Source organism: Methylomonas sp. 2F7 (genome assembly GCF_057126975.1).
In genome coordinates this window covers 707636-727939 of sequence record NZ_CP195203.1, presented here as the reverse complement: position 1 = coordinate 727939, position 20304 = coordinate 707636, and the positions used below count along the sequence as shown (strand labels likewise).

Sequence of the window (20304 nt, the reverse complement as noted above, 5' to 3'; positions counted from 1 at the left end):
GGTTTGCTTGAGTTTGGGTTTACTATTCCGGCATCGTAGCATTTAAGAGCATGGACACCCTAAAGAAGACGGTCGGACTTTTATTGCCGGCAATGCGCATCAGCCTGGCTTTAGCACTAATCAGTATCTGCTTGCTGTTTACGGCGGAAATGTTGGGATTCATGCCGGATAAATCCAAATTTATGCTGGAGTCGCGCAAACAAGTCAGCGAAGCGCTGGCCATTCAATTTTCCACCATCGCCCCCGATCAAGACCCACACCGCATTGAGCGAATGCTCAATGCCCTGATCAAAAGAAACCCGGAAATTCTTTCCGCCGGAATCCGCTTGCAAAACGACCAATTAATTTTTCAAGTCAACGATCACGTTAAGGAATGGGCCGATTACGATAGCCAAAAATCCACTTCCACCCATTTGGTGGTGCCTATTTTTCGGGACTCGGAAAAATGGGGCGATATTGAATTTAAATTCGCGCCAATAGCCGGAGAATCGGCTTCGGATTTTCTTGAACACCCCAGTTTTAAAATGGCGATATTCTTTTTGGTCGTCGGCTTTTTTATTTACCTGACGTTCATGCTCAGAACCTTGAAAGTACTCGACCCCAGCGCCGTGATTCCCGACCGGGTCAACGCGGCTTTCGATACGCTGGCCGAGGGTGTCATCATCGTTGATGAGTACGAGCAAATTGTGTTGGCCAATAATGCCTTTCTGAAAAAGATCGCCAGCCCCATGGCTGCTTTGCTGGGGAAAAAGGCCTCGCAATTAAAATGGAAAAGCGCCGACGATTCGACTACCGACACCTACCTGCCCTGGCAAACTGTTTTAAAAACCGGCAAAAGTTCGATTGGCGCGCATCTAAAATTGCTTAGCCCTGGCAACGGCACATTTAAATTCGTGATCAATGCATCGCCCATTCTTGGTGGCAACGATGCCGCTCAAGGGGTATTGATTACGCTGGATGACATTACCGAAATAGAAGAACGCAATACCAAATTGCAAACCATGGTCAGCAAGTTGGAGGAAAGTCAGGCTCAGGTTAAAGAGCAAAACAAGGAATTGCACTTTCTCGCAACTAGGGACTCTCTGACCGGCTGTTTAAATCGGCGGGCATTTAACGAACTGTTTGAAAAAGCGTTTGCCGATGCGCTGCAAAACAATTTGGAGCTATCCTGCATTATGGTCGACATCGACCACTTCAAACTGGTTAACGATAATTACGGCCATGCAACCGGTGACGTCATCATCAAATTGCTCGCCGAAATCTTAACCACCAACACCCGCAAAATTGATTTGGTTGGCCGCTATGGCGGCGAAGAGTTTTGCATCGTGCTGCCCGACTTAAGCGTTGACGAAGCCATTACGGTGGCCGAACGGATCCGCTTACGCATCAAATCGGAATCTGTCGCCCGTTACGAGAATGGACCATGGGTCACTGCCAGTTTAGGGGTCGCCAGCATCCTCGACCAACCGGAAGACCCGGGCGAACTCAATAATTTTGCCGATGAAGCCCTATATGTCGCTAAGGAATCAGGCCGCAACCGCGTCGTGCGCTGGCAACGGCAAAACGAATTTGCGGAAAAAGTTAAACCCGACGCACAGCCCGCCGCAAAAAATCCACCCGCAACGCAAACAGATGCAGATAGGGATGATAGCAAAGTGTCCAAATTGCAGCTAAGGGTTGATGAACTTGAACAAATAGCCTCGCAAATCTCGACGGAACTGGATTATTCCAAGCACTACGACAATCTTACCGGCTTGCCGAATCAGGTTTTATTTTACGACCGGGTCAATCAAGTCATTGAAAGAGGTCATCGATATAGCCATTTGGCGGCCATATTTGTGATCGATATCGGTATGTTCGGCATGATTAACGCAACCCTAGGCCGGGTGGTCGGCGACAAGGTTTTAAAAGAAATTGCCGACCGCTTGAACCTCACCTTCAGAAAAAGCGACGACATCTCGCGCTTGACGCTTTCCCGTATCGGCGGTGATGTATTCGCGGTGTTAATTCCGGAATTGTCGAATAAGGAAGCGGTTACCTGGATGGTTGAGCGTCTGATGGATGCTTTAGCCGATCCAATCGATATTGACCGCAACAGTATCTATATTACCGGCCACATCGGCATCAGTGTGTATCCGACCGATGCGAATTCGGTTGATGACCTGATCAACAATGCCATCACGGCCAAAACATTCTGTAAAAAAACATCATCTGAAACCGGCTTTCAGTTTTTTGACAACCAGATGCAGGCACTCTCCATCAAGCATCTGCACTTGGATAAAGAATTGCGCAGGGCCGTTCAGAACCAAGAGTGGGAATTGTTTTACCAACCCAAAATGGACATCGCCACCCAAGCTATCGTGGGAGTAGAAGCCTTGATTCGGTGGCGGCATCCCAGCAAAGGACTACTTGCACCTTTTGAATTTATCGACTTTGCCGAACAACGAGGCATAATTGTTGCTATTGGCGAATGGGTAATCAGAACGGCCTGCCAGCAACTCAAACAGTGGGAGGAGATGGGCTTTATGAATCGCAAAATTGCCGTCAACTTATCCGCGGTACAATTGAGACAAGAGGGTTTTGTTGAAAAAGTCCTGGCAATCATCGCAGAACACCAGATCGCACCAAGGCAATTGGAATTGGAAGTGACGGAAACCACTTTGATGAATAATTTCCAGGCTGCATTGACGGCGTTAAAACGCCTCAGCAGCCGAGGCATTGCAATATCGATTGATGATTTCGGCACCGGCTATTCCTCTTTGAGCTACCTGAAAAACCTGCCGGTAGACAACTTAAAGATCGACAGATCCTTCATCATCGATATTTGCCAAGACGTCAACGATCAAAAAATCGTCAAGATGTTGATCAACATCGCCCATTCCATGAACATGATGGTGATTGCCGAAGGCGTAGAAACCCAAAGCCAGTTCGATATTTTGGCTGAATACGGCTGCGACGAAATTCAAGGCTATTTACTCAGCAAACCCGTCCCAGCTGAGGAGATAGTAAAAATGTTTAGCAAAGCAGGAACGGGAAGAAGCTCGACACCTTTAAGCGGCGATTCCCAAAATTAAATTGAAATCCGTGCTGTTGGTTAGAGAAGCTCTGATTAATGCAGTTTAGAGGTGGCCCCAAACCTTTAAACAGCAATTCCCAAAATTAAAGTGAAATCCCTGCTGTTGGTTAGGCTGCCATTTTGACCGGTGGCAGCAAATCGGTATAGGCCTGATGAGGCTTTTTTCGGTTCAAGCTGGAATGGGGTCGCTTGTGGTTATACCACTCGAAATAATCCAGAATCGAGGCTCTGGCTTGGCCGACGGAATCGTACGCATGTAGGTAAACCCGCTCGTATTTGACCGATCGCCACAATCGCTCGACGAAAACATTATCTCGCCAGGCGCCCCGTCCGTCCATGCTCAACTGGCAACCCTGATTTTTCACGGCATCGACAAACGCCTTGGCGGTGAATTGGCTACCCTGGTCGGTATTAACGATCTCCGGTTTACCATACAGCCGAAACGCCTGTTCCAGCACATCGACGGCATGACAGGCTTCCAGTGTAATCGCGACCTTGGCTGCCAAGACCTTCCGACTGGCCCAATCCACAACCGCAGTCAGGTAAACAAAGCCTTTTGCCATCGGAATATAGGTCGTATCCAGGGCCCAAACCTGATTGGCTCGGTTGATGGTCATGCCGCGCAGCAAGTAGGGAAAGATTTCGTGCCCTGGCGTTTTCTTGCTCGTATTAGGCTTGCAATACACGGCTTCGATGCCCATCCGCTTCACTTGTGCCCTGTGGGTATCAAGGTTTTCACATGCTTACGGCCAGTGGTGATCCCTTGTTCATTCAACTGATCTCGCAATTGCCGGGCGCCCATGAAGGGATGTTTCATGTGCAATCGATCCAGGCGTTTCATGATGTCCAGATCGCGCGCTGATAACGGCTTGGGCAGGTAGTAAACGCTACCTCGACTGATCCCCAACAGGTGCGCTTGCTGGCCAATCGACAGTTTGGATTCACGGTCTATCATCGTTTTGCGCTCAGCAATCCCGCCTTGGTGAGCGCGTTCCCTAAAAAATCGTTTTCCAAGGTCAGTTGGCCGATTTTCGCATGCAGGGCTAGCAGGTCGACTGGCGGTGATTCGGGCTCCGCGGGTTTCCCAAACACCTCGGCAGCCCGTTCGGTCAGCTGTTTCTTCCAGTCGACAATCTGGTTTTGATGAATCTCAAACTCCTGGGTCAACTGCGCCAGGGTTTTATCACCCGTCAAAGCGGCCAAGGCGACTTTGGCCTTGAAGGCCGGCGAATGTTTTCTTCTCGGTTTTTTGGACATCTTCTGCTCCATTGTTTTGTCCTTACGGACGTTCAAAAGTAGCAGGGATTTTCACTTAACCGGCTGTTCAATTTTTCGGGGCCAGCTCTGTTCGGTTTCGGCAATAAAGGCTTGCAGGTCTTCTTCGATAATCAGCGACTGGGTGATGGTATTGGCTTTGACTTCCCGGTAACCCAAGCCATCGCGCAGAAAAGGCACTAAAAATCGGTCTTGCAGGTGTAATTCATTCATCGTCGGTCAGCCATTCCGCTTTGACTTGGGCGATCACGTCATTCAATAAACTCGGACGAATGTGTAAGCTGGATTGGGCAGGTATGGCGGCTAATAACGCTAACACTTCGGCAGGGCTGCGATGTTGTTTGCGCACGGCGCGGATCAATAAACCCAAGGTGCCGTGGGCGTTGATATTGAGGTTTTTGGCGGCCAAACGGGCGGCAGTGTCGTCCGTCAGCAGCAGCGCAATGTTCTGTTGCAAACACAAGGCCAGCGCCTCGCGTTCGCCCCGATGCAAGGTGTATAAAGCCGCGACGGCATTGACTTGCGCCGAGGCCGACAGCATGGACTGTCTGAGCAGCTTTACAGCGGGATGTGATAAAGCCAGCGGCCGGTGTTGTTGCACTTCCCGCCAAACCGCATCGGGGACGATCACGGCGGCGAAATCGCCGAGCACATCCAGCGCGCCCAATTCATCCAGATGGATCAACGGCCCGGCGTCGGCGACGACCAGTGCCAATTTAGTCATCCCCATGCAAGCCCCATTGCACATCTTCCTGGATAAGGGCTTCGGTCAACGCCTCCTGATGGGATTCCAGATAGCGCCGCAGGGCATCGTTGACGATTTCCTGAAAACTGCCGGCCCAACCCTGATGCACCAGGGTTTGCGCCTGTTGGAACAGTTGATCGGGTATTTCGGCTTGTACGGTTTGGCTCATGGTCAGGTCCTCCTAAAGGATGCAGATTTTACCGGTCACGACATCGTTAATCAGGGTTTTGCGCAGTGCTTTCAGGTTGTCGATTTGGGTGTTGATAGTTTCGACGATGGCGTCGATTTTTGCGGTTTTTTCATCGAGATAATCAGCTATGGCTTTTTGTTCTGGAAGATGTGGAGAAAATACTCTTAAATTTTTAATAGTATCTTGGCTAATGTTTGGTTGTCCGCCACCGTAACTCAAAGAAATAATGAAATTTCTTTTTGAGATAAACCAATATAGTAGAAATTTACTACTAATAGTTTTACTTCCATTCAGAACACAACAAGCTTGATTAGTACAACCTTCTATCATCGCAATAGATACTTTACCGATTGTTGCTCCATACATAGCAATAATAATTGACTCTACAGGATAAATTGTCAGGCTATAGTCTTTCAAAGCTTCTTTGGTAACTTTTCTTTTACATATTTCGAGAATACCGTCATTTAGATCGCCTGTATTTATCCAGTTGATCGTACCGTTATCGTAATAAACATCCGATCCAGATTTTGGCGTTGTACCACTACCTATCTGACTAAATGACTGCGAAAGTTTTTTTAATCCCCAATGCGCCGGAATCTCACCAATCCACTCAATCCCGCTGTCTTTCATGGGCACGGTTTTATCCAGCCCGCGTGCGACGTTTGCCGTGCTCGATTTTGGAATCCACCCGAAACCGGCTTTCGATTTTGGCCAAGGCGTAAAGGGCGTCGTTCCAGTCCTGGCCGAAGGTCTGAGTCAATCGCTGGACCTTCTCGCTAATCCTATCTTCCACGCCAAATAGCATGTTGCCGCCGCCGCAGCTGCAGTCGTAAAGCTTTAACAGCTTTTCGGATGGCTGAATCTTGGAGGCGATAATCTCGGCAATCAGGCCGATGACATCATCAGGAGTATATTGCTCCCCGGCGGTTTCAGCGGAAATATCCGCCCATTTGCGCTTGATGTGCTCTTCCAGCGTGGTGATTTCGGAGTTATTGAAGGGCTTGAGGTCAATTTCGCTCCATTCCTTGGTGTAGCCCAGCAGCACGTTTTTGGCTTTCAGCTTGGTGATAACGCCTTTGATGTCCAGAAACTTCTCGCCCTCGCTGGCATCCACGCCCAGCAAATCCTTGGTTTCGCCGTCAAAGCCGTGCAAATAGGCGTCAAAATCAATCTCGAAGGATTTGTCGTTGGCGCAAATATCTTTCAGGGTTTTATGGCGCTCGAAAAGATAGCCGTTGTAACCCTGGCCCTTGTCCCTGATCATGCCAATGAAATCGTCCTGATCCATCTCCGCTAAAGTTTCTGCGCCGTATTCGGCTTTCATGTCGTCCAGCATGCGAATCAGCCGACTTTCGATCATGACCAGGGCAAAGAATGGCATCATGAAAGACGGCCACTCGGACTCTTTAATGCCGCAGCCTCTTAACAGATCGGCGGTTGCCCAGATTTTGGATTCGTATTGCAGGATATTTTGATTGTCGGCCATGGTTCCTAAGTAGATCGTATCCGTTGTTTATGTACAGTCAGGGTGCCGGCTAAATGTACAGGGTTTTGGTGGATTGCGTGTTGCGGCTTTTGAAGAAAGAATCCGCCGGTTTTTAAAGCGGATGAATTCCTGAGGTTGGACTATTCCGGTTCAACAAGCATTAAGCCGCGAATAATGGCGAATCTGCTGCCTTAGCGCAAGGTGAAATCATGAATAGGTGTGGCGCTGGTGAATTCGTTTTAATATGTTGATACGCTGTTTCTCGAAAGTGCAGAGGCGCGCGTCCAGCCTAGTCATGAAGACTATTGGGCACGCCTATCGTCCCAACGAGTTGTAGTGAGCGGGTTACATAATGCAAACCGATTGTTTTCATTGAAAATATATGCCGAAAATCCTGATCATCTACTCAACACGCGATGGGCAAACGCTGAAAATCTGCCAAAGGCTGCAATCGGTTATCGAGCAGCAGTCGCATCAAGTGACTCTGGTGCCGATTCAAGAGGTTGATCGCGTGGCGTTGCAGAGTTTCGATAAAATCGTGATGGGTGCCAGCATTCACTACGGCAATCATGGCCCTCAAGTTCTGGCTTTCATCAACCAAAACCAAACGATTTTGGACAGCAAACCCAACGCCTTTTTCTCGGTCAACGTGGTGGCTCGCAAACCGGAAAAGCAAGCGCCCAATACCAATCCCTACCTGAAGAAATTTCTCAAACGGATACCCTGGAAGCCTAAGCAGCTGGCGGCGTTTGCCGGGAAGATCGACTATCCCAGCTACAGCTCGTTTGATCGGTCCTTGATCCGCTTGATCATGATGATGACCAGGGGACCGACTGATCCGACAGCAGTTGTCGAGTTTACCGACTGGGATCAGGTGGACGCTTTTGGTCTTGCTATCAGTTCGATGGAAATCAGCGATCCTTAATGGCGCCGCCTATATATCAACACCAACATTTATTTACCGCCCCAGCGGTTGAACAAGAGGCGCATTATGGCTGCATTGGCCAAGCGTCGATCAAAGCGTTCGGGGTCGAAATCGCCGTCTGCCCATTCCCGCAAGCGTGCGGCTTCCTCTGAATCCGGTTCCTCTTGCAAGACTTCCAGAAAATCGGCATAACCTTCAACGCCACCGACATCTTCAGGCGGACAAGCCCGTTCGCCATCCAATACCCAGGCTCCGCCTTTGGGATCGTTGTCTAAGTCGCTGCGTATCGCTTCGACGGTAATCAAGTGTTCCCAGTTATCGCCCAGATCGTAGCGATACAGCATCGTGTCGTTGGTCGCCAGCAAGCGATTCAGGTAGGCTTTGCGCTCGTCCAAGAGGGCGTCCTCATCGCCAGGGTCCGGCATGGCATAAACCTTGTCATGAATCTTAAACTGATGCAGGTGAGAGTCGCTCCAGCCAAAGGCGGCCTGAATAAAGTGATGCAACTTCGCCAAGCTGATCCGGCCATCGACTTCCAGTCTGCGCCAAACCGGCGGACGAATTTCATTGGGCCTTAGCTCGATATGCAAGGTGTATAAGCAGGGTTGGCTGGTACTGCTGGCGTGTTTGTTACGAACGGACTTTTGCTCGGTCATTGCGACTCTCGAAATAGTTGATGACTTAAGTTTAACCCCAGGTCAGCAAGATTCGATTCGATAATAGTGATCGCGTGTTTTGATAAAGCGGCATAAACTGCGGGTTGAAGATGATGAAAACTCGTTTCCCGAGTTGATCGAGCGAATTGATAAAACACTGGCCCATATAAACTCATTCACCGCTGAACAAATCGACGGCTCCGAAGACAACACCATTCTGTTACCACGGCATGATCGGACATCAACCTTTACCGGCTTGGCCTACGTGACCGATTTCGTACTGCCGAACGTTTATTTTCACGTCACCACCACCTACGCTATTTTGCGACACAACGGGCTGGAAATCGGTAAGAAGAATTATCTCGGCGATGTGGGATGAAATTGAGTAGAGGGCGCGTTAGCGGACATACAGTTTGCTGAGCTGGGCGTGACATTTCGACCGATTCTGTTGAAAAAGTCCCCTGATATAGGGTTCCTAAAGTAGTAAAATACAGCTAACAGCCACTCAATCATGAGGTGACGCCATGATGGGACAACAATCAGGGATTCAGGAGCAGTTGTTTTTCTGTTTCAGTCTCGAAAACCACATTCCCAAAGATCATCTGCTGCGAGGCATTAACCATTTTCTTGACTTGGGTGATTTTCGTCAGCAATTGGCGGAGTTTTACAGTCCTATCGGCCGACCATCGATTGCTCCCGAACTGATGATCCGGATGCTAATCCTCGGTTATTGTTTTGGCATTCGGTCCGAACGCCGTCTCTGTGAAGAAGTGCATGTCAACTTGGCTTATCGTTGGTTTTGCAAACTGGATTTAGACGATCCTGTGCCGGATCATTCCACCTTTTCCAAGAACCGCCTGGGCCGTTTTCGGGAAAGCCAGGCTTTTCGGCTAGTGTTTGAAACGGTCCTGAAACGATGCATGGCAGAAGGCCTGGTGCGTGGCGAGGGTTTTGCCACCGACGCGAGCATCATCAAAGCCGATGCCCAACGGCAACGTCGAGTAGAAAATGGTGACGACATTGACTGGGGCGATCCCGCTCAAGCAGAACGTCCGGTCCGTGAATATCTCGCGGCAGTAGAAGAAACCAATGACCCCAAAGAGTCCACCCGGACGCTTTCACTGACTGATCCGGCGGCTACCTGGACGGCCGCACCCGGTGGCCCTGCATTCTTTGCCTATTCAACCAATTACTTGATCGACTTGGAAGCCGGCATCATCCTCGACGTAGAAGCCTCAGCGGTCAATAAAGCCGCCGAAGTGGAGGCGACTCGGACCATGATTGATCGGGTAGAAGAGACGTTTGGTCTGAAGCCCGAACGTTTGGTGGGCGATACCAATTATGGTTCAGCTGCCATGCTCGGATGGTTAGTCGATGAAAAAGATATAGCACCACATGTACCCGTATTCGATAAGTCAGAACGCAGCGATGGCACCTTCAGTCGCTCTGACTTTACTTATGACGCGGAGAATAATCGGTATATCTGCCCTGCGGGTAAGCCTCTGAAAATCGCTTGGCGCAGCAAACAGAAAAACCCTTATCGCTATCGCGCCAGCCAATTGGATTGCCAAGCCTGTTCGCTCAAAGCGCAGTGCTGTCCTAACATGGCAAATCGTCAAATCGATCGAAGCCCCCACGAATCGGCTCGTGATGTCGCTCGTGCCATTACCAAAACCGATGCTTATAAGCAGTCACGCAAGGAGCGCAAGAAGGTGGAAATGCTGTTTGCCCATCTCAAACGCATCTTGAAAATGGATAAGCTGCGGTTACGAGGCTTCAGTAATGCCAAAGATGAGTTTCTATTGGCGGCGACGGCCCAAAATCTAAGGCGAATGGCAAAGAGGTTGGCCATCAATGAACCAGTAACCCAATTGATACCCGCATAACGGCAATATAAGCCGTATTTACGCGCCAGAAAGCGAAAAACTCACCTAACGGCTTCTGAAAAACCAAGGCAATCAATCAACACCCTTCCGACTCACACTCAAAAAACCGACTTTTTCAACAGAATCGACCCCTAGCCGACGCTCGGGCACGTCAGCAAATTATGTCTGCTACCGAGCATCAACCAGACATTGAATTGAGAATACAAGGCTTAATATGGCCTGTTGTAAAGTATTGACCAATCTTGTTGGAATCAGTTTGCGGCGTTAGACTATCCAGAGAATATTACTTTAGGTCCGTTCGGTAAATCACATGAAAAGTCTATTCAAAGTATACCTACTGTCCTCAGCGATGCTATTTAGCCAAAATTTGGCTGCCGTAGAGTCATTCCTTGGTTTGACCTTAAACCGATCTTCGATGAACGATGTGTTGCAGATCATTGCAACAAGTGGCGGCACTATTACTGAGAATGCACCTATGGATCGATTTGGGTTAACCCGAGTAATTAGGTTTAGTGGGGGTGCGTTACCCGGAGTACCGTTTTACACCAGCGGTAATTTTCTGTTTGATAAAAACGGCACGTTGTATCGATTTAACCTGGCCGGCCCGCTTTCTGATGCTAATGCCACTCAGGCTTATGGTGCACATGTCAAAACGGTCATCGCAGACAACAAGCTGCTTTCCAAAACCAACGATATTATGAAAGTAGCTCTATCAAACGCAATATTAACCTTCACACTAAATCGAAGCCAAAATATTTTTACTGAAGATTGGCAAGAAAGTCTTGCTTCTTCGCCCAGACAAAATGCCCCAGCGGACCATTGGGCTCTGAATGCCTTTTGCATCAATAACTGTGGCGTGGGGACGTGTAAAGTTTATGTAGGAACTGGCTCTGAAAGCATCGATTCAACAAACGAAGCAGCATGTAACCAAAACGCCCATCAGTGCGTTCAAGATTGTATGGCTGAACATGAGCAATAACACCCATGATGTAAACTAGGCGGCATTTTTTTTCAAAAATTAAGGCCCTGTGTGAAATACAGCGGGTAGCTAAATTTAAGCTTTCCGCAGAGGACGAAATATATATTGATGAAGTTATTGATATTCGATAGCCCCATAAGTACAAAATTTCTAATGTCATATGGAAGATTTCATCAGAATTAGAAGCGAAAAGGAATATCATTGAAAGCTAGACTAGTGCAGATAAATATATACGGATTATTGATAAATACTTATCGAGTTCAACAATTTTGGAGAAAAATATGAATGCAGTCAACACGTTTGGCATAACCTCCATTGGGTTTGTTTTAATTATTTATGGCCTAATTGGTCTAGGTTTATGGTTTTCCCACAAGAAAAAATGGCGTGAAGTCACCATCAACCCCAAAACCAAAGCTCGATATTCTTTTTCAGGCCTTGCCGTGTTTTGGATACTTTATATCTTCATAAATTGGATGAATCATAAATATGATGGCCAGTCGCCAACTGGCGAAACTGCACCTACTTTGTTGTCAATGTTTTTTCCTATTGGGCTTTTATTTTTTATTTGGATTAAATCAAGTCGAATTGCAATGAATCCAGGTAAAGAAGAAATTCTCGCCCACTTTGGTCAAACTAAAGAAGAACGAAGAAATAATATTGAGAAGTTTTTCGATGCTAAGCATGAATTTATCAATACCAGTCATAGCTATTTAAATGTCAAAGGTAATTTAGTTAAGATAAGTGCCCAGCGCAATTTAGCTGTCTTCAATCATAAAGAGCTTAATGCACTCAGAGTAGCGTTTCACCTGCTCAATGAAGATTTTTATACTAATGTAGACTATCTTAGAATAGCTCTTGCTATAGTGGCAGGCGAGCAAGCAGGGCAGCTGACTTATTCAATCAATGGAACGGCATGGAATCAGTTCCCAGAAGGCACTATTAACGAACCACCTGCAGAAATTCTAAAACAATACCTTTCAAGTTTGGGATTTGTAGGTACAACTAGCGTGGTTGATACTGCTTTAGGCCATTTTTTGTCTTTTGCCAAAACACCCACGACATCAAAGTTCTACCTAGAGCTATGTGAAAAGATTGGAATTGGTGATCCAGTAAATAATGTTTATGAGGAGGCCGCTTATGAGCCTGCGGCTGACTAATTTAAGCTCACGCGATGACGAATTTTTTCTTGGCAAGGATGGCGATAAAAATATTGCTTTCAGCGGGCCTGGCGCATTAATAACAATAGGTAGGCCAGGCAGTGGTAAAACGCAATGCCACGCAATGACTAACTTATTGAATTGGTCAGGATCAGTGTTGGTGCTGGATATTAAGGGCGAGCTTTACGACAAAACGCACAAATGGCGTGAACAAAATGTCGGCCCAGTTATTCGCTTTAGCCCCTTTAAAAAACAGACCGCTCGTTATAATCCACTAGCGTTCATTAGCAGCCAGCCAGCAGAAGCTTGGTCTCAAGGTAAATTCCTTGCTGAAATGTTAATACCGTCAGCGGAGGATGAAGGCAACCAGAAGTTCTGGAATGACTCGGCCCGTGAGATTATCGGCGCGGCTATAGCCGCCATCTGTGTCAATTTACAGCCACAAGACCGAAGCTTTGACAAGGTTTTAGACATCGTCAGTGGTAAGGGATGGGCATGGTTGATTGAGCAATTAACTGACATGTCGAACGCTTCTGGTTTACGGGCTGCCGCCAGAACCGTAGCTAATTTTGAAGATCTGCGTGTAAATGAACCTCGGCTGTTTACTTCATCAAGAACAACAGCATATGTAGCGATAAACAGCTGGAGTGACCCCAACCTTGAACATGCCATATCTGCTTCGGATTGGTCTCCCCACGATCTGCATGGCGATAAACCGCTCACAGTTTATATCACCGCATCTCCCCAACAACTTGCAACCCAGCGCAATTTCTTTCGCTTAGTCATTGGTCAGCATATAAACATGCTAATGGATGATCAATTCCTTCAAGACCATGGCAAAGACAAGGTTAAGCGGCAGGTTTTACTTTTGTTAGACGAATTTCCAACATTGGGATACATGAAGCCCATAGAAGAATCAATTGCCTTGGGTCGTCAATACGGTTTACGTCCTTGGTTACTTGCTCAATATGCACAGCAAATTACTAAAGCATATGCCAGTGATGCCGTGATTCAAACCTGCGCAGTACGCTCATATATGAATCCTGATTTTGAAACTGCCAAACAAATTTCTGATGAATTCGGTTACATAAACGATATAAACGGTAGTGGACGCAGACCTCTTCATGAACCTCAAAAAATCGTGGGGCCTGACCACAAGAATACCGTTTTTGTATTTGCAACTAACTGGAAAGCTACTTTGTTGAGCAAAGTTTTTGCTGGAGCGGTAGATGGGCCATTTTCTAGCCGGTATGGGGATTCATAATTAGTAGCAATGGCAAGTGTTGATCTACCCAAGTTTTGTTTATCAATATGGAGTTTTTAATGACACTTCAAGAAATCGATGCAGAAATAAATAAATTAGAACAAGATCGCGATCTTGTGAATACTACATTGGACGAACTGAAATTAAAGGCTGACTCATTAAGTAACTCCATTACTTCAGCTAAACAAAATACCGCTAGTATTTTAGATTCGGCAATACAAGCTAACGAGGACGCATTGAAAAATATAAATGCGCTTATTGGTAATTCAGAAAGAAAATTGTCTGATTTAAATAATCAGATTACAGAGTTTCATATAGAGAAACTAGAACAAGATCGCGTTCTTGTGAATGCTACATTGGACGAGCTGAGATTAAAGGCTGGTTCGTTAAGTAGCTCCGAGGTTTCGGCCCAACAAAACACATCTAGTATTCTAGATTCGGTAATACAAGCTAACAAGGACACCTTGGAAAACATAAATGCACTTATTGGTAATTCAGAAAGCAAATTGTCAGATTTAGATAATAAAATTGCAGAGCTTAATATTAAGCTAGTCAGTGAAACTCCAATTTTATACGGAGATAGCAAGGAAGAACTTTCTGAAACTAGGGTTAAAAATAATGCTAATACAGTGTTGGAAAGTAATAATCCTTCTTTTGCGGAAGATGCACATTCCGGTGGTCTTTTAAGAGCCCTAAAAAAAATAGAACCGGTGTTTAAGTTATTTGAGGCAGTTGAGCAGGTGGTTCAAATAATTCATCCTTCTCAACGCGAATTAATGGAGCATGTCATAAATGAGGCTAACAAGGATCAACCTAAAGTAAAAATGGAAATACCAGATGCAGAAAAATATCAGCCTCCTCTTGTTGAAAAAATTAACTTATCCTCTGACGAAATACTTGCGTTGGAAAATACAGGTATGGTTGTCAGCTCTAGTTCCGGGGCATTATTAGAGGCTAGCCCAAGCAATGATAAAAATCATAACAGATCCAATGATATTGCCGAGGAAGAAGTTAACAATATCCTTGCTAAAGGTTACTCAATAGAAAAGGATAAGGAAATAGAAACAGCAATTCATTCATGGGATGAAATGATGCGAGAGGCGAAAAATAAAACCGAAGAAATAAATCTGAGTCAAAAGAATGATTGGTTATCTCGGTAGTTGACTTAGTCTAACACTAAATGGTGTCCATAATGAATAATAAATACAACAAAATAATAATTGATACCGTAATCGTCATTGCCTCATTAGTTACAATATATGCAGGGTACCAGTACTATTCGATCAGAAATATAGACTGGAAGCCATACTCATCACAAACCTATGGCTACTCGGTTTACTTGCCAGATAGCCCATCCGAAATAACTAAAGATAAACCAGGTGAAGCTATTTTATCACTTCAGAAATTTTCAGACGGCAGCTACTTTGGGGCAAATAAATTAGTATTTTCTGTAACTGTTCAAATTGACAAACCATCAGATAACAACCAAGGTTGATGGCGTTGCTGGTGCATTAACCTCCTCGGATGATGCAAAAGTGATTTATGAAAAACAGCTACCTTTCGATCCTGGACTTCCTGGCATTAATCTTCCAGGAAAAGAGATAAAATTTCAAAATAGCGCCAATGAAAAAGTAGTCAGGGTATTAGGAAAGGATAAGTATGTGTATATCCTGATAGTTTCCTCAGCGCTAGGACAATTTGATCAAGAAGCTGCAAAGCGGTTTTTCGAGTCTTTTAAGGTTAGTTATATTAAATAATATGGTAACGAAAAGAAGAAAGTTAATTAAGATAATTATCGCTACTGTAGCGGTTATTTTGGTAGTTTTTATTTCCGCAATAATACTAATTGATCCTTATGCCTATTCAAAAAAACATATTGGCGATAACTACCCTTCACTTTAATTATTAAGCTATAAAAAATTGATTTATGAGCTATCGAGATAACTGTGGAATTTGCGGTGAAAGCTATAACGATGAAAATTTGCTGACATGTAAAAACTGCAGTACAAGCTTTTGTTATCATTGTGGCGATTGTAGAAAGTCCCTTTGCCAACGATGTATTGATAGTTTATTAATCGATAAAAGCAAAGACGAAAGTCTTGAAAAATTTATTGATGCTGAATAATTATTCCCAGTATTTAGCAAGGCATTCAATTTAATTCTTTTGTCTTTGAATAATTGTCCGGTTTCAGTCAAACACTGGTCATTTATGATTTGAATCTAGGATCAGTTGAATGACAGCTGATGGCCGAACTTGCTCTGACAGGCCAAAATGTTTAGGATTAAATAACCCATTGCTTTGGGTTATTTAATCCTCGATTTACTCATTGAAAAAATCAAGCGCTTACCGTCTCCATCATCTGCGGGTTGTTAGTTTTTCGCCTTTAATACTCGTATCGTTTTTGCACACTCATGCAACTGGGGCGGAATTCTTCGAATGTCTACATGCTGATGTTTTAAAGTGTTTAGTTGATGTATCGCATCACTTGTTTTCCCCCATTGGTGACTTAAATCCCACCAAGGTGCAATGGATAAGGCGTTTTCAACTCCACCAATATACATTTGACCTGCACGGAAACATTGGCCAAGTATCGTAGCAAATTGATCATTTCGAATCGACTCTGCAACGCAAAATACAATCAATGACCTTAGGAAAAAGACGTTATCGCCACGAGCCTGACATTTGGCCAAGTCTTGAATAGCACTATTCAGTGATCCAGCACTAACTTTGGCGGCCCTGAAGGTCGAAGCATAACGTTCCATGTTAGCGGTGGCTACTTCGTTGATATAAAAATCCTTCTCGTTTACCTCAAGTTGGAGTGGCGGCGTCCCCGTGTTTTCCCCTGCAGAAAGTAAAATTCTGAATAATTGCGACGACTTCTTGCAAATACGATAGAAGGTGTTATCGAATCGGATAAGTCCCGTTTCATCGGAATGCGCGTTTCGGATCTGTGCAATTTGATCGGCCCACTGGAAGCCCACCTTTAAATGATGCATTTTGGCCTCGAATTTGGAATGTAAGGCGGTCTACTGCTCAATTTAACCTAAGTCTAGCTAAGATTCTCGGTGTCTGCTTTAGGTGCAATGGGTATTTGTGTCTAGCACAAATGAACTAGCAAACAAACCCTGATAGCCCTGGAACCTGAGCCTAGTTTAGTCGTTCCTATAGTCGTCTCTGCGTTGGTATTACTGTTGCTGCGATTGTTGCTGAGGTCAATATCTAAACTACCAAATGCAAGTCCATGCGTATGTGCGCCAATGATGTGCCAATGCTCATCAATACATCGCAATGCTGGGCGGCGGCTTCGGCAGCGTGCCAGCTGTCTAAGGGCAACGATTCGCTATGGATAGAGCTGGCCCCGAAAAATTGAACAGCCGGTTAAGTGAAAATCCCTGCTACTTTTGAACGTCCGTAAGGACAAAACAATGGAGCAGAAGATGTCCAAAAAACCGAGAAGAAAACATTCGCCGGCCTTCAAGGCCAAAGTCGCCTTGGCCGCTTTGACGGGTGATAAAACCCTGGCGCAGTTGACCCAGGAGTTTGAGATTCATCAAAACCAGATTGTCGACTGGAAGAAACAGCTGACCGAACGGGCTGCCGAGGTGTTTGGGAAACCCGCGGAGCCCGAATCACCGCCAGTCGACCTGCTAGCCCTGCATGCGAAAATCGGCCAACTGACCTTGGAAAACGATTTTTTAGGGAACGCGCTCACCAAGGCGGGATTGCTGAGCGCAAAACGATGATAGACCGTGAATCCAAACTGTCGATTGGCCAGCAAGCGCACCTGTTGGGGATCAGTCGAGGTAGCGTTTTACCTACATGCGTACGATTCCGTCGGCCAAGCCAGAGCCTCGATTCTGGATTATTTCGAGTGGTATAACCACAAGCGACCCCATTCCAGCTTGAACCGAAAAAAGCCTCATCAGGCCTATACCGATTTGCTGCCACCGGTCAAAATGGCAGCCTAACCAACAGCAGGGATTTCACTTTAATTTTGGGAATTGCTGTTTAAAGGTTTGGGGCCACCTCTGAACTGAACCAAAAGCCCTACGAGGCCTTGCTGAGAAAATACGGCGGCAACCAAAACAGTTGCTGGCCGATTTGATCGAGCTGATCCAGGAACGCTGCGGCAGCAGCCGCAACAAGGCCTTGTTCCTGAACGCCAACAAATCCGTGGCTTTGCAGGGCATCAAACTGCACTTGTTCTACACCGGCGACAGCGTGATTCATGACAATGCCTTGTTCGAGCAGAACATTTTTTCGGTGGTGCAGGAAGGAGCTTCAAACTTACGAAGATTGAGACGTTCAAGTTGCGCTAGAAAATACGAGTCGTAATGCCAATTCGGTTTTGCTGAAATTGGCTCTGGTTTAGTGTCGGTGATGTCGCTCATATTGCTTTTCGTTAATTTCTATCAAGTACCGCGAGAAAACTCGCTGCATTGATAATGGGGGTAACACCAACTCGCTGCATTGAAAGCAAATCCCGCTTATCTCCAGTAACAAGAAAGTCAGCTTTGCATTCCAAAGCAATAGCTAATATCGGATTGTCGTCAGGGTCTTTGCATAGATCGACTGCTGGGAGCGATTGGTAAACGAAAGCATTAAGCTTGATTCCGTTTATCATCTGCCCCGCTTCAGCAGGGTTGATAAATTTTTTGAGTTTTGGATAGCGACTGACACGACGAAACTCTTCAAGTTGCCATTCGGATGTCACTAGTTCAAACCGCTTCTTTTTCCAAGCTCTGTAGATTTTATCCGGCGGGGTTTCGGTAGTGATAAGCGCAGCAATCAAGATGCCAGTGTCTAATACGACTCGCATTCAGATCAGTGAGCAGCAAGAGCTTCGTCGATAGAAGAGAGAATCTCGTTCTGATCAAATTGTTTGTTGCGACTTTTCACCTTTTCCGTCACTAGGTCTGCTAAATGCAACTGGACAGCTTCATCAACAAAGTTGGAAATATCCCCTTTTTTCATCCCTGTTCCAGCAAGATAGGTTCTTAGCGCAATATCAGTAGATTCAGGAACGACAACTGACCATCGGACTCTGTTCATTGTAAGCACCTCATGTTTAGTTTAGAGCAACAAGCTGATTATATGCGTTTATGTGTTTATACGCACAATGCTTTTGAATTGCAGCATCACAGTTCTTAGCGCTTTAAGCACTCAAGAGGTCCAAGGCCATTCAGACTTCGATAGCATAGGTTTGTGAAAAATGATCTTTTTAGAGGTTGCTGACTTCAACGATAGCATAACAATGACTTGCGTAACGCCAACACTCATCTGCTTCAACATGTAATAGTGGTGAGTAATGGACGTAATACCGCCATTGGAACGAACTGATCGATAAACCGCAATGAGTCGGTTTTGCTCCTTGAATTCTGACAGAGCAAGTTCGGCCAATTGCGGACTGCTGGTTTTCTCTCGTCAGTGACCGGACTTGAATGAATAGCTGCCTGACAGTAGTTATACCTTAGCTGTAGCTCGTCTCCTTCGACTTCGATGTCGTCAGCACTCGCCGCAAAATGGAAATTAATGTGCAGCTGACTAGCCTCCTGACTCAGCAATTTAGCAACATCACGCACGAGTATGACAAGGTTAACGGGCATTTTCTGCAAGGCATTCGGACGGATGAAATCATGAGTTTTCTCGATGATTTGTCTGGCGCGGCGGGTATTGCTGATGATGGGTTGGACACACTCCTGGACTTGTTGGGAACTGAGCAGACCATTCTGCAGGCCATACTCTATAGCCTGTGTGCCGAGGCTGTCCGTTTTTGGTGTCCGCCAACAGTGCCAAACCTTTGTCGAAGTCAATGTCGCACCAGCGTAATTTATCCAACTCGCCTTTACGCATACCAGTGGTCAACGCCATCAGCACTTTCAAATAAAATTTTCCACCAATGGTTTGTGCGGCCCGGATTAAGCGTGGCTTTTCCTCGTCCGACAGGTAGCGGACAACTTTATTGTCCAAAGTTTGGGACCGGACTTTTTTACAGGGGTTTTCGTCGATGTATTGGTCGGAAACGGTATCGTCCTCTTGCTGCCGGGTGGCAAAATCCATAATGGAGGATAGAACAGCCAGATAACGGTTATAGGTGGCTGCCGCTTGCGAACGTTTAGGTTTGAGTTTAAATCGGATTTCGTCGGGCGTAATGTCTGGCAATAGGGTTTTGCCGAATTGATCTACCCACCATTTTACCAACCGGGCGCGGTCATGGTCTTTACCTGTCCACCACGCCATGTATTCGTCGGCAAGTCTGTCAAACGGGATAGTGCAAGGACGAATACCTTTAGCGTCGTATTCTTGGTGCTCAAGAACAGCACGAGTACCCTAGGTACGGGCATCTTGTTTGCGTCTGAAAGTTTTGGTTTTGATGCCCTTACCAGATTTGGTAAGAATGGTGCGATAACGGGTTTCGCCGTTTTTGAGATCAATCTTGATGATATGAAAATTTAGCATCTGTGTTTCCTCAATTTGAGGTTAAAAACACGACTACCTATAAAATAACTATAGTCGATGGTTTTTAATACACAGTTACTAAGGCCATACTTCCTTGCAAGCCCTTGAATGTAAAACTTATTCAGTGGTGGGTCGTGTGCGATTCGAACGCACGACCATCGCATTAAAAGTGCGGTGCTCTACCGGCTGAGCTAACGACCCCCTG

Annotated in this window: 24 protein-coding genes, 1 tRNA gene and 2 pseudogenes; 12 read left to right on the top strand and 15 right to left on the bottom strand. The window is 45.9% G+C overall.

Features of this window, described 5'->3' with window-relative positions; translation table 11 throughout:
- The first annotated feature begins 50 nt into the window (after positions 1–50).
- Positions 51–3074 carry an EAL domain-containing protein gene (locus ACR64Q_RS03510; protein WP_313733592.1) on the top strand — a complete coding sequence of 1008 codons (3024 nt, stop codon included), beginning with the start codon at positions 51–53 and terminating at the stop codon, positions 3072–3074.
- A 109-nt stretch (positions 3075–3183) separates the two neighbouring features.
- Here the strand turns inward: ACR64Q_RS03510 and ACR64Q_RS03505 are convergent.
- The 6 genes and pseudogenes from ACR64Q_RS03505 to ACR64Q_RS03480 all read right to left on the bottom strand — a co-directional run bounded on the left by ACR64Q_RS03505 (position 3184) and on the right by ACR64Q_RS03480 (position 6772).
- Positions 3184–4333, bottom strand: a pseudogene (locus ACR64Q_RS03505) (IS3 family transposase).
- A 51-nt stretch (positions 4334–4384) separates the two neighbouring features.
- Positions 4385–4564 (bottom strand): hypothetical protein, encoded by a 180-nt coding sequence (locus ACR64Q_RS03500; RefSeq protein ID WP_026603720.1) that lies wholly within the window; start codon positions 4562–4564, stop codon positions 4385–4387.
- Positions 4557–5075 (bottom strand): PIN domain-containing protein, encoded by a 519-nt coding sequence (locus ACR64Q_RS03495; RefSeq protein ID WP_026603719.1) that lies wholly within the window; start codon positions 5073–5075, stop codon positions 4557–4559. Before ACR64Q_RS03495 ends, ACR64Q_RS03500 begins: the two co-directional genes overlap by 8 nt.
- Positions 5068–5265 carry a ribbon-helix-helix domain-containing protein gene (locus ACR64Q_RS03490; RefSeq protein WP_026603718.1) on the bottom strand — a complete coding sequence of 66 codons (198 nt, stop codon included), beginning with the start codon at positions 5263–5265 and terminating at the stop codon, positions 5068–5070. Before ACR64Q_RS03490 ends, ACR64Q_RS03495 begins: the two co-directional genes overlap by 8 nt.
- 12 nt (positions 5266–5277) lie before the next feature.
- Positions 5278–5916 carry a restriction endonuclease subunit S gene (locus ACR64Q_RS03485; protein WP_026603717.1) on the bottom strand — a complete coding sequence of 213 codons (639 nt, stop codon included), beginning with the start codon at positions 5914–5916 and terminating at the stop codon, positions 5278–5280.
- Between the two features lie 10 nt (positions 5917–5926).
- Positions 5927–6772, bottom strand: a complete 846-nt coding sequence (locus ACR64Q_RS03480; protein ID WP_026603716.1) for an N-6 DNA methylase — start codon at positions 6770–6772, stop codon at positions 5927–5929.
- 382 nt (positions 6773–7154) lie between these two features.
- Between ACR64Q_RS03480 and hemG the strand changes: the two genes are divergently transcribed.
- Positions 7155–7697, top strand: coding sequence for a menaquinone-dependent protoporphyrinogen IX dehydrogenase (gene hemG, locus ACR64Q_RS03475; protein ID WP_026603715.1), 543 nt, complete (start codon positions 7155–7157; stop codon positions 7695–7697).
- A gap of 29 nt (positions 7698–7726) precedes the next feature.
- Here hemG and ACR64Q_RS03470 read toward each other — a convergent pair whose 3' ends face one another.
- Entirely contained in the window at positions 7727–8353 is a 627-nt protein-coding gene (locus ACR64Q_RS03470) for a plasmid pRiA4b ORF-3 family protein (protein WP_026603714.1), read from the bottom strand.
- A gap of 79 nt (positions 8354–8432) precedes the next feature.
- On the opposite strand from ACR64Q_RS03470, the gene ACR64Q_RS03465 reads away from it, so the two are divergent.
- The 8 genes from ACR64Q_RS03465 to ACR64Q_RS03430 all read left to right on the top strand — a co-directional run bounded on the left by ACR64Q_RS03465 (position 8433) and on the right by ACR64Q_RS03430 (position 15396).
- Positions 8433–8732, top strand: coding sequence for a DUF1993 family protein (locus tag ACR64Q_RS03465; RefSeq protein WP_026603713.1), 300 nt, complete (start codon positions 8433–8435; stop codon positions 8730–8732).
- 145 nt (positions 8733–8877) lie between these two features.
- Positions 8878–10239 (top strand): transposase, encoded by a 1362-nt coding sequence (locus ACR64Q_RS03460; RefSeq protein WP_313733591.1) that lies wholly within the window; start codon positions 8878–8880, stop codon positions 10237–10239.
- Between the two features lie 310 nt (positions 10240–10549).
- Positions 10550–11218 carry a hypothetical protein gene (locus ACR64Q_RS03455; protein WP_026603619.1) on the top strand — a complete coding sequence of 223 codons (669 nt, stop codon included), beginning with the start codon at positions 10550–10552 and terminating at the stop codon, positions 11216–11218.
- A gap of 281 nt (positions 11219–11499) precedes the next feature.
- The gene (locus ACR64Q_RS03450; protein ID WP_026603618.1) at positions 11500–12375 is read left to right on the top strand and encodes a hypothetical protein; all 876 of its coding nucleotides are present in this window, start codon (positions 11500–11502) and stop codon (positions 12373–12375) included.
- Complete coding sequence (locus tag ACR64Q_RS03445; RefSeq protein WP_026603617.1) at positions 12356–13639, top strand: type IV secretory system conjugative DNA transfer family protein; 1284 nt, start codon at positions 12356–12358, stop codon at positions 13637–13639. Before ACR64Q_RS03450 ends, ACR64Q_RS03445 begins: the two co-directional genes overlap by 20 nt.
- A 59-nt stretch (positions 13640–13698) precedes the next feature.
- Positions 13699–14799: a hypothetical protein gene (locus ACR64Q_RS03440; protein ID WP_026603616.1), complete on the top strand. Its 1101-nt coding sequence runs from the start codon at positions 13699–13701 to the stop codon at positions 14797–14799.
- A gap of 32 nt (positions 14800–14831) precedes the next feature.
- Entirely contained in the window at positions 14832–15134 is a 303-nt protein-coding gene (locus ACR64Q_RS03435; RefSeq protein ID WP_155931155.1) for a hypothetical protein, read from the top strand.
- A complete protein-coding gene (locus tag ACR64Q_RS03430) occupies positions 15103–15396 on the top strand; it encodes a hypothetical protein (protein ID WP_026603615.1) in 294 nt (97 codons plus the stop codon). Before ACR64Q_RS03435 ends, ACR64Q_RS03430 begins: the two co-directional genes overlap by 32 nt.
- Before the next feature lie 613 nt (positions 15397–16009).
- Here the strand turns inward: ACR64Q_RS03430 and ACR64Q_RS03425 are convergent.
- Positions 16010–16636, bottom strand: a complete 627-nt coding sequence (locus ACR64Q_RS03425; RefSeq protein ID WP_026603634.1) for a hypothetical protein — start codon at positions 16634–16636, stop codon at positions 16010–16012.
- Positions 16637–17077: 441 nt separating this feature from the next.
- On the opposite strand from ACR64Q_RS03425, the pseudogene ACR64Q_RS03420 reads away from it, so the two are divergent.
- Positions 17078–17451 (top strand): annotated as a pseudogene (locus tag ACR64Q_RS03420) (transposase); the annotation flags it as partial.
- On the top strand, positions 17390–17608 hold the full coding sequence (locus tag ACR64Q_RS03415; RefSeq protein ID WP_155931158.1) for an integrase core domain-containing protein: 219 nt from the start codon (positions 17390–17392) through the stop codon (positions 17606–17608). The pseudogene ACR64Q_RS03420 and the gene ACR64Q_RS03415, both read left to right, overlap by 62 nt.
- Before the next feature lie 79 nt (positions 17609–17687).
- Here the strand turns inward: ACR64Q_RS03415 and ACR64Q_RS03410 are convergent, their stop codons facing one another.
- From ACR64Q_RS03410 to ACR64Q_RS03380, 7 genes are all read right to left on the bottom strand, one after another.
- Positions 17688–17870, bottom strand: a complete 183-nt coding sequence (locus tag ACR64Q_RS03410; RefSeq protein WP_313733589.1) for a hypothetical protein — start codon at positions 17868–17870, stop codon at positions 17688–17690.
- Positions 17867–18031 (bottom strand): hypothetical protein, encoded by a 165-nt coding sequence (locus ACR64Q_RS03405; protein ID WP_313733588.1) that lies wholly within the window; start codon positions 18029–18031, stop codon positions 17867–17869. Before ACR64Q_RS03405 ends, ACR64Q_RS03410 begins: the two co-directional genes overlap by 4 nt.
- A gap of 11 nt (positions 18032–18042) precedes the next feature.
- Positions 18043–18459, bottom strand: a complete 417-nt coding sequence (locus ACR64Q_RS03400) for a putative toxin-antitoxin system toxin component, PIN family (RefSeq protein ID WP_026603629.1) — start codon at positions 18457–18459, stop codon at positions 18043–18045.
- A gap of 5 nt (positions 18460–18464) precedes the next feature.
- The gene (locus ACR64Q_RS03395) at positions 18465–18692 is read right to left on the bottom strand and encodes a ribbon-helix-helix domain-containing protein (protein WP_036276278.1); all 228 of its coding nucleotides are present in this window, start codon (positions 18690–18692) and stop codon (positions 18465–18467) included.
- A 582-nt stretch (positions 18693–19274) separates the two neighbouring features.
- Complete coding sequence (locus ACR64Q_RS03390; protein ID WP_313733587.1) at positions 19275–19880, bottom strand: tyrosine-type recombinase/integrase; 606 nt, start codon at positions 19878–19880, stop codon at positions 19275–19277.
- A 90-nt stretch (positions 19881–19970) separates the two neighbouring features.
- Entirely contained in the window at positions 19971–20099 is a 129-nt protein-coding gene (locus ACR64Q_RS03385) for a hypothetical protein (protein WP_313733586.1), read from the bottom strand.
- 125 nt (positions 20100–20224) lie between these two features.
- Positions 20225–20300: transfer RNA gene (locus tag ACR64Q_RS03380), tRNA-Lys, on the bottom strand.
- Between the last annotated feature and the right edge of the window lie 4 nt (positions 20301–20304).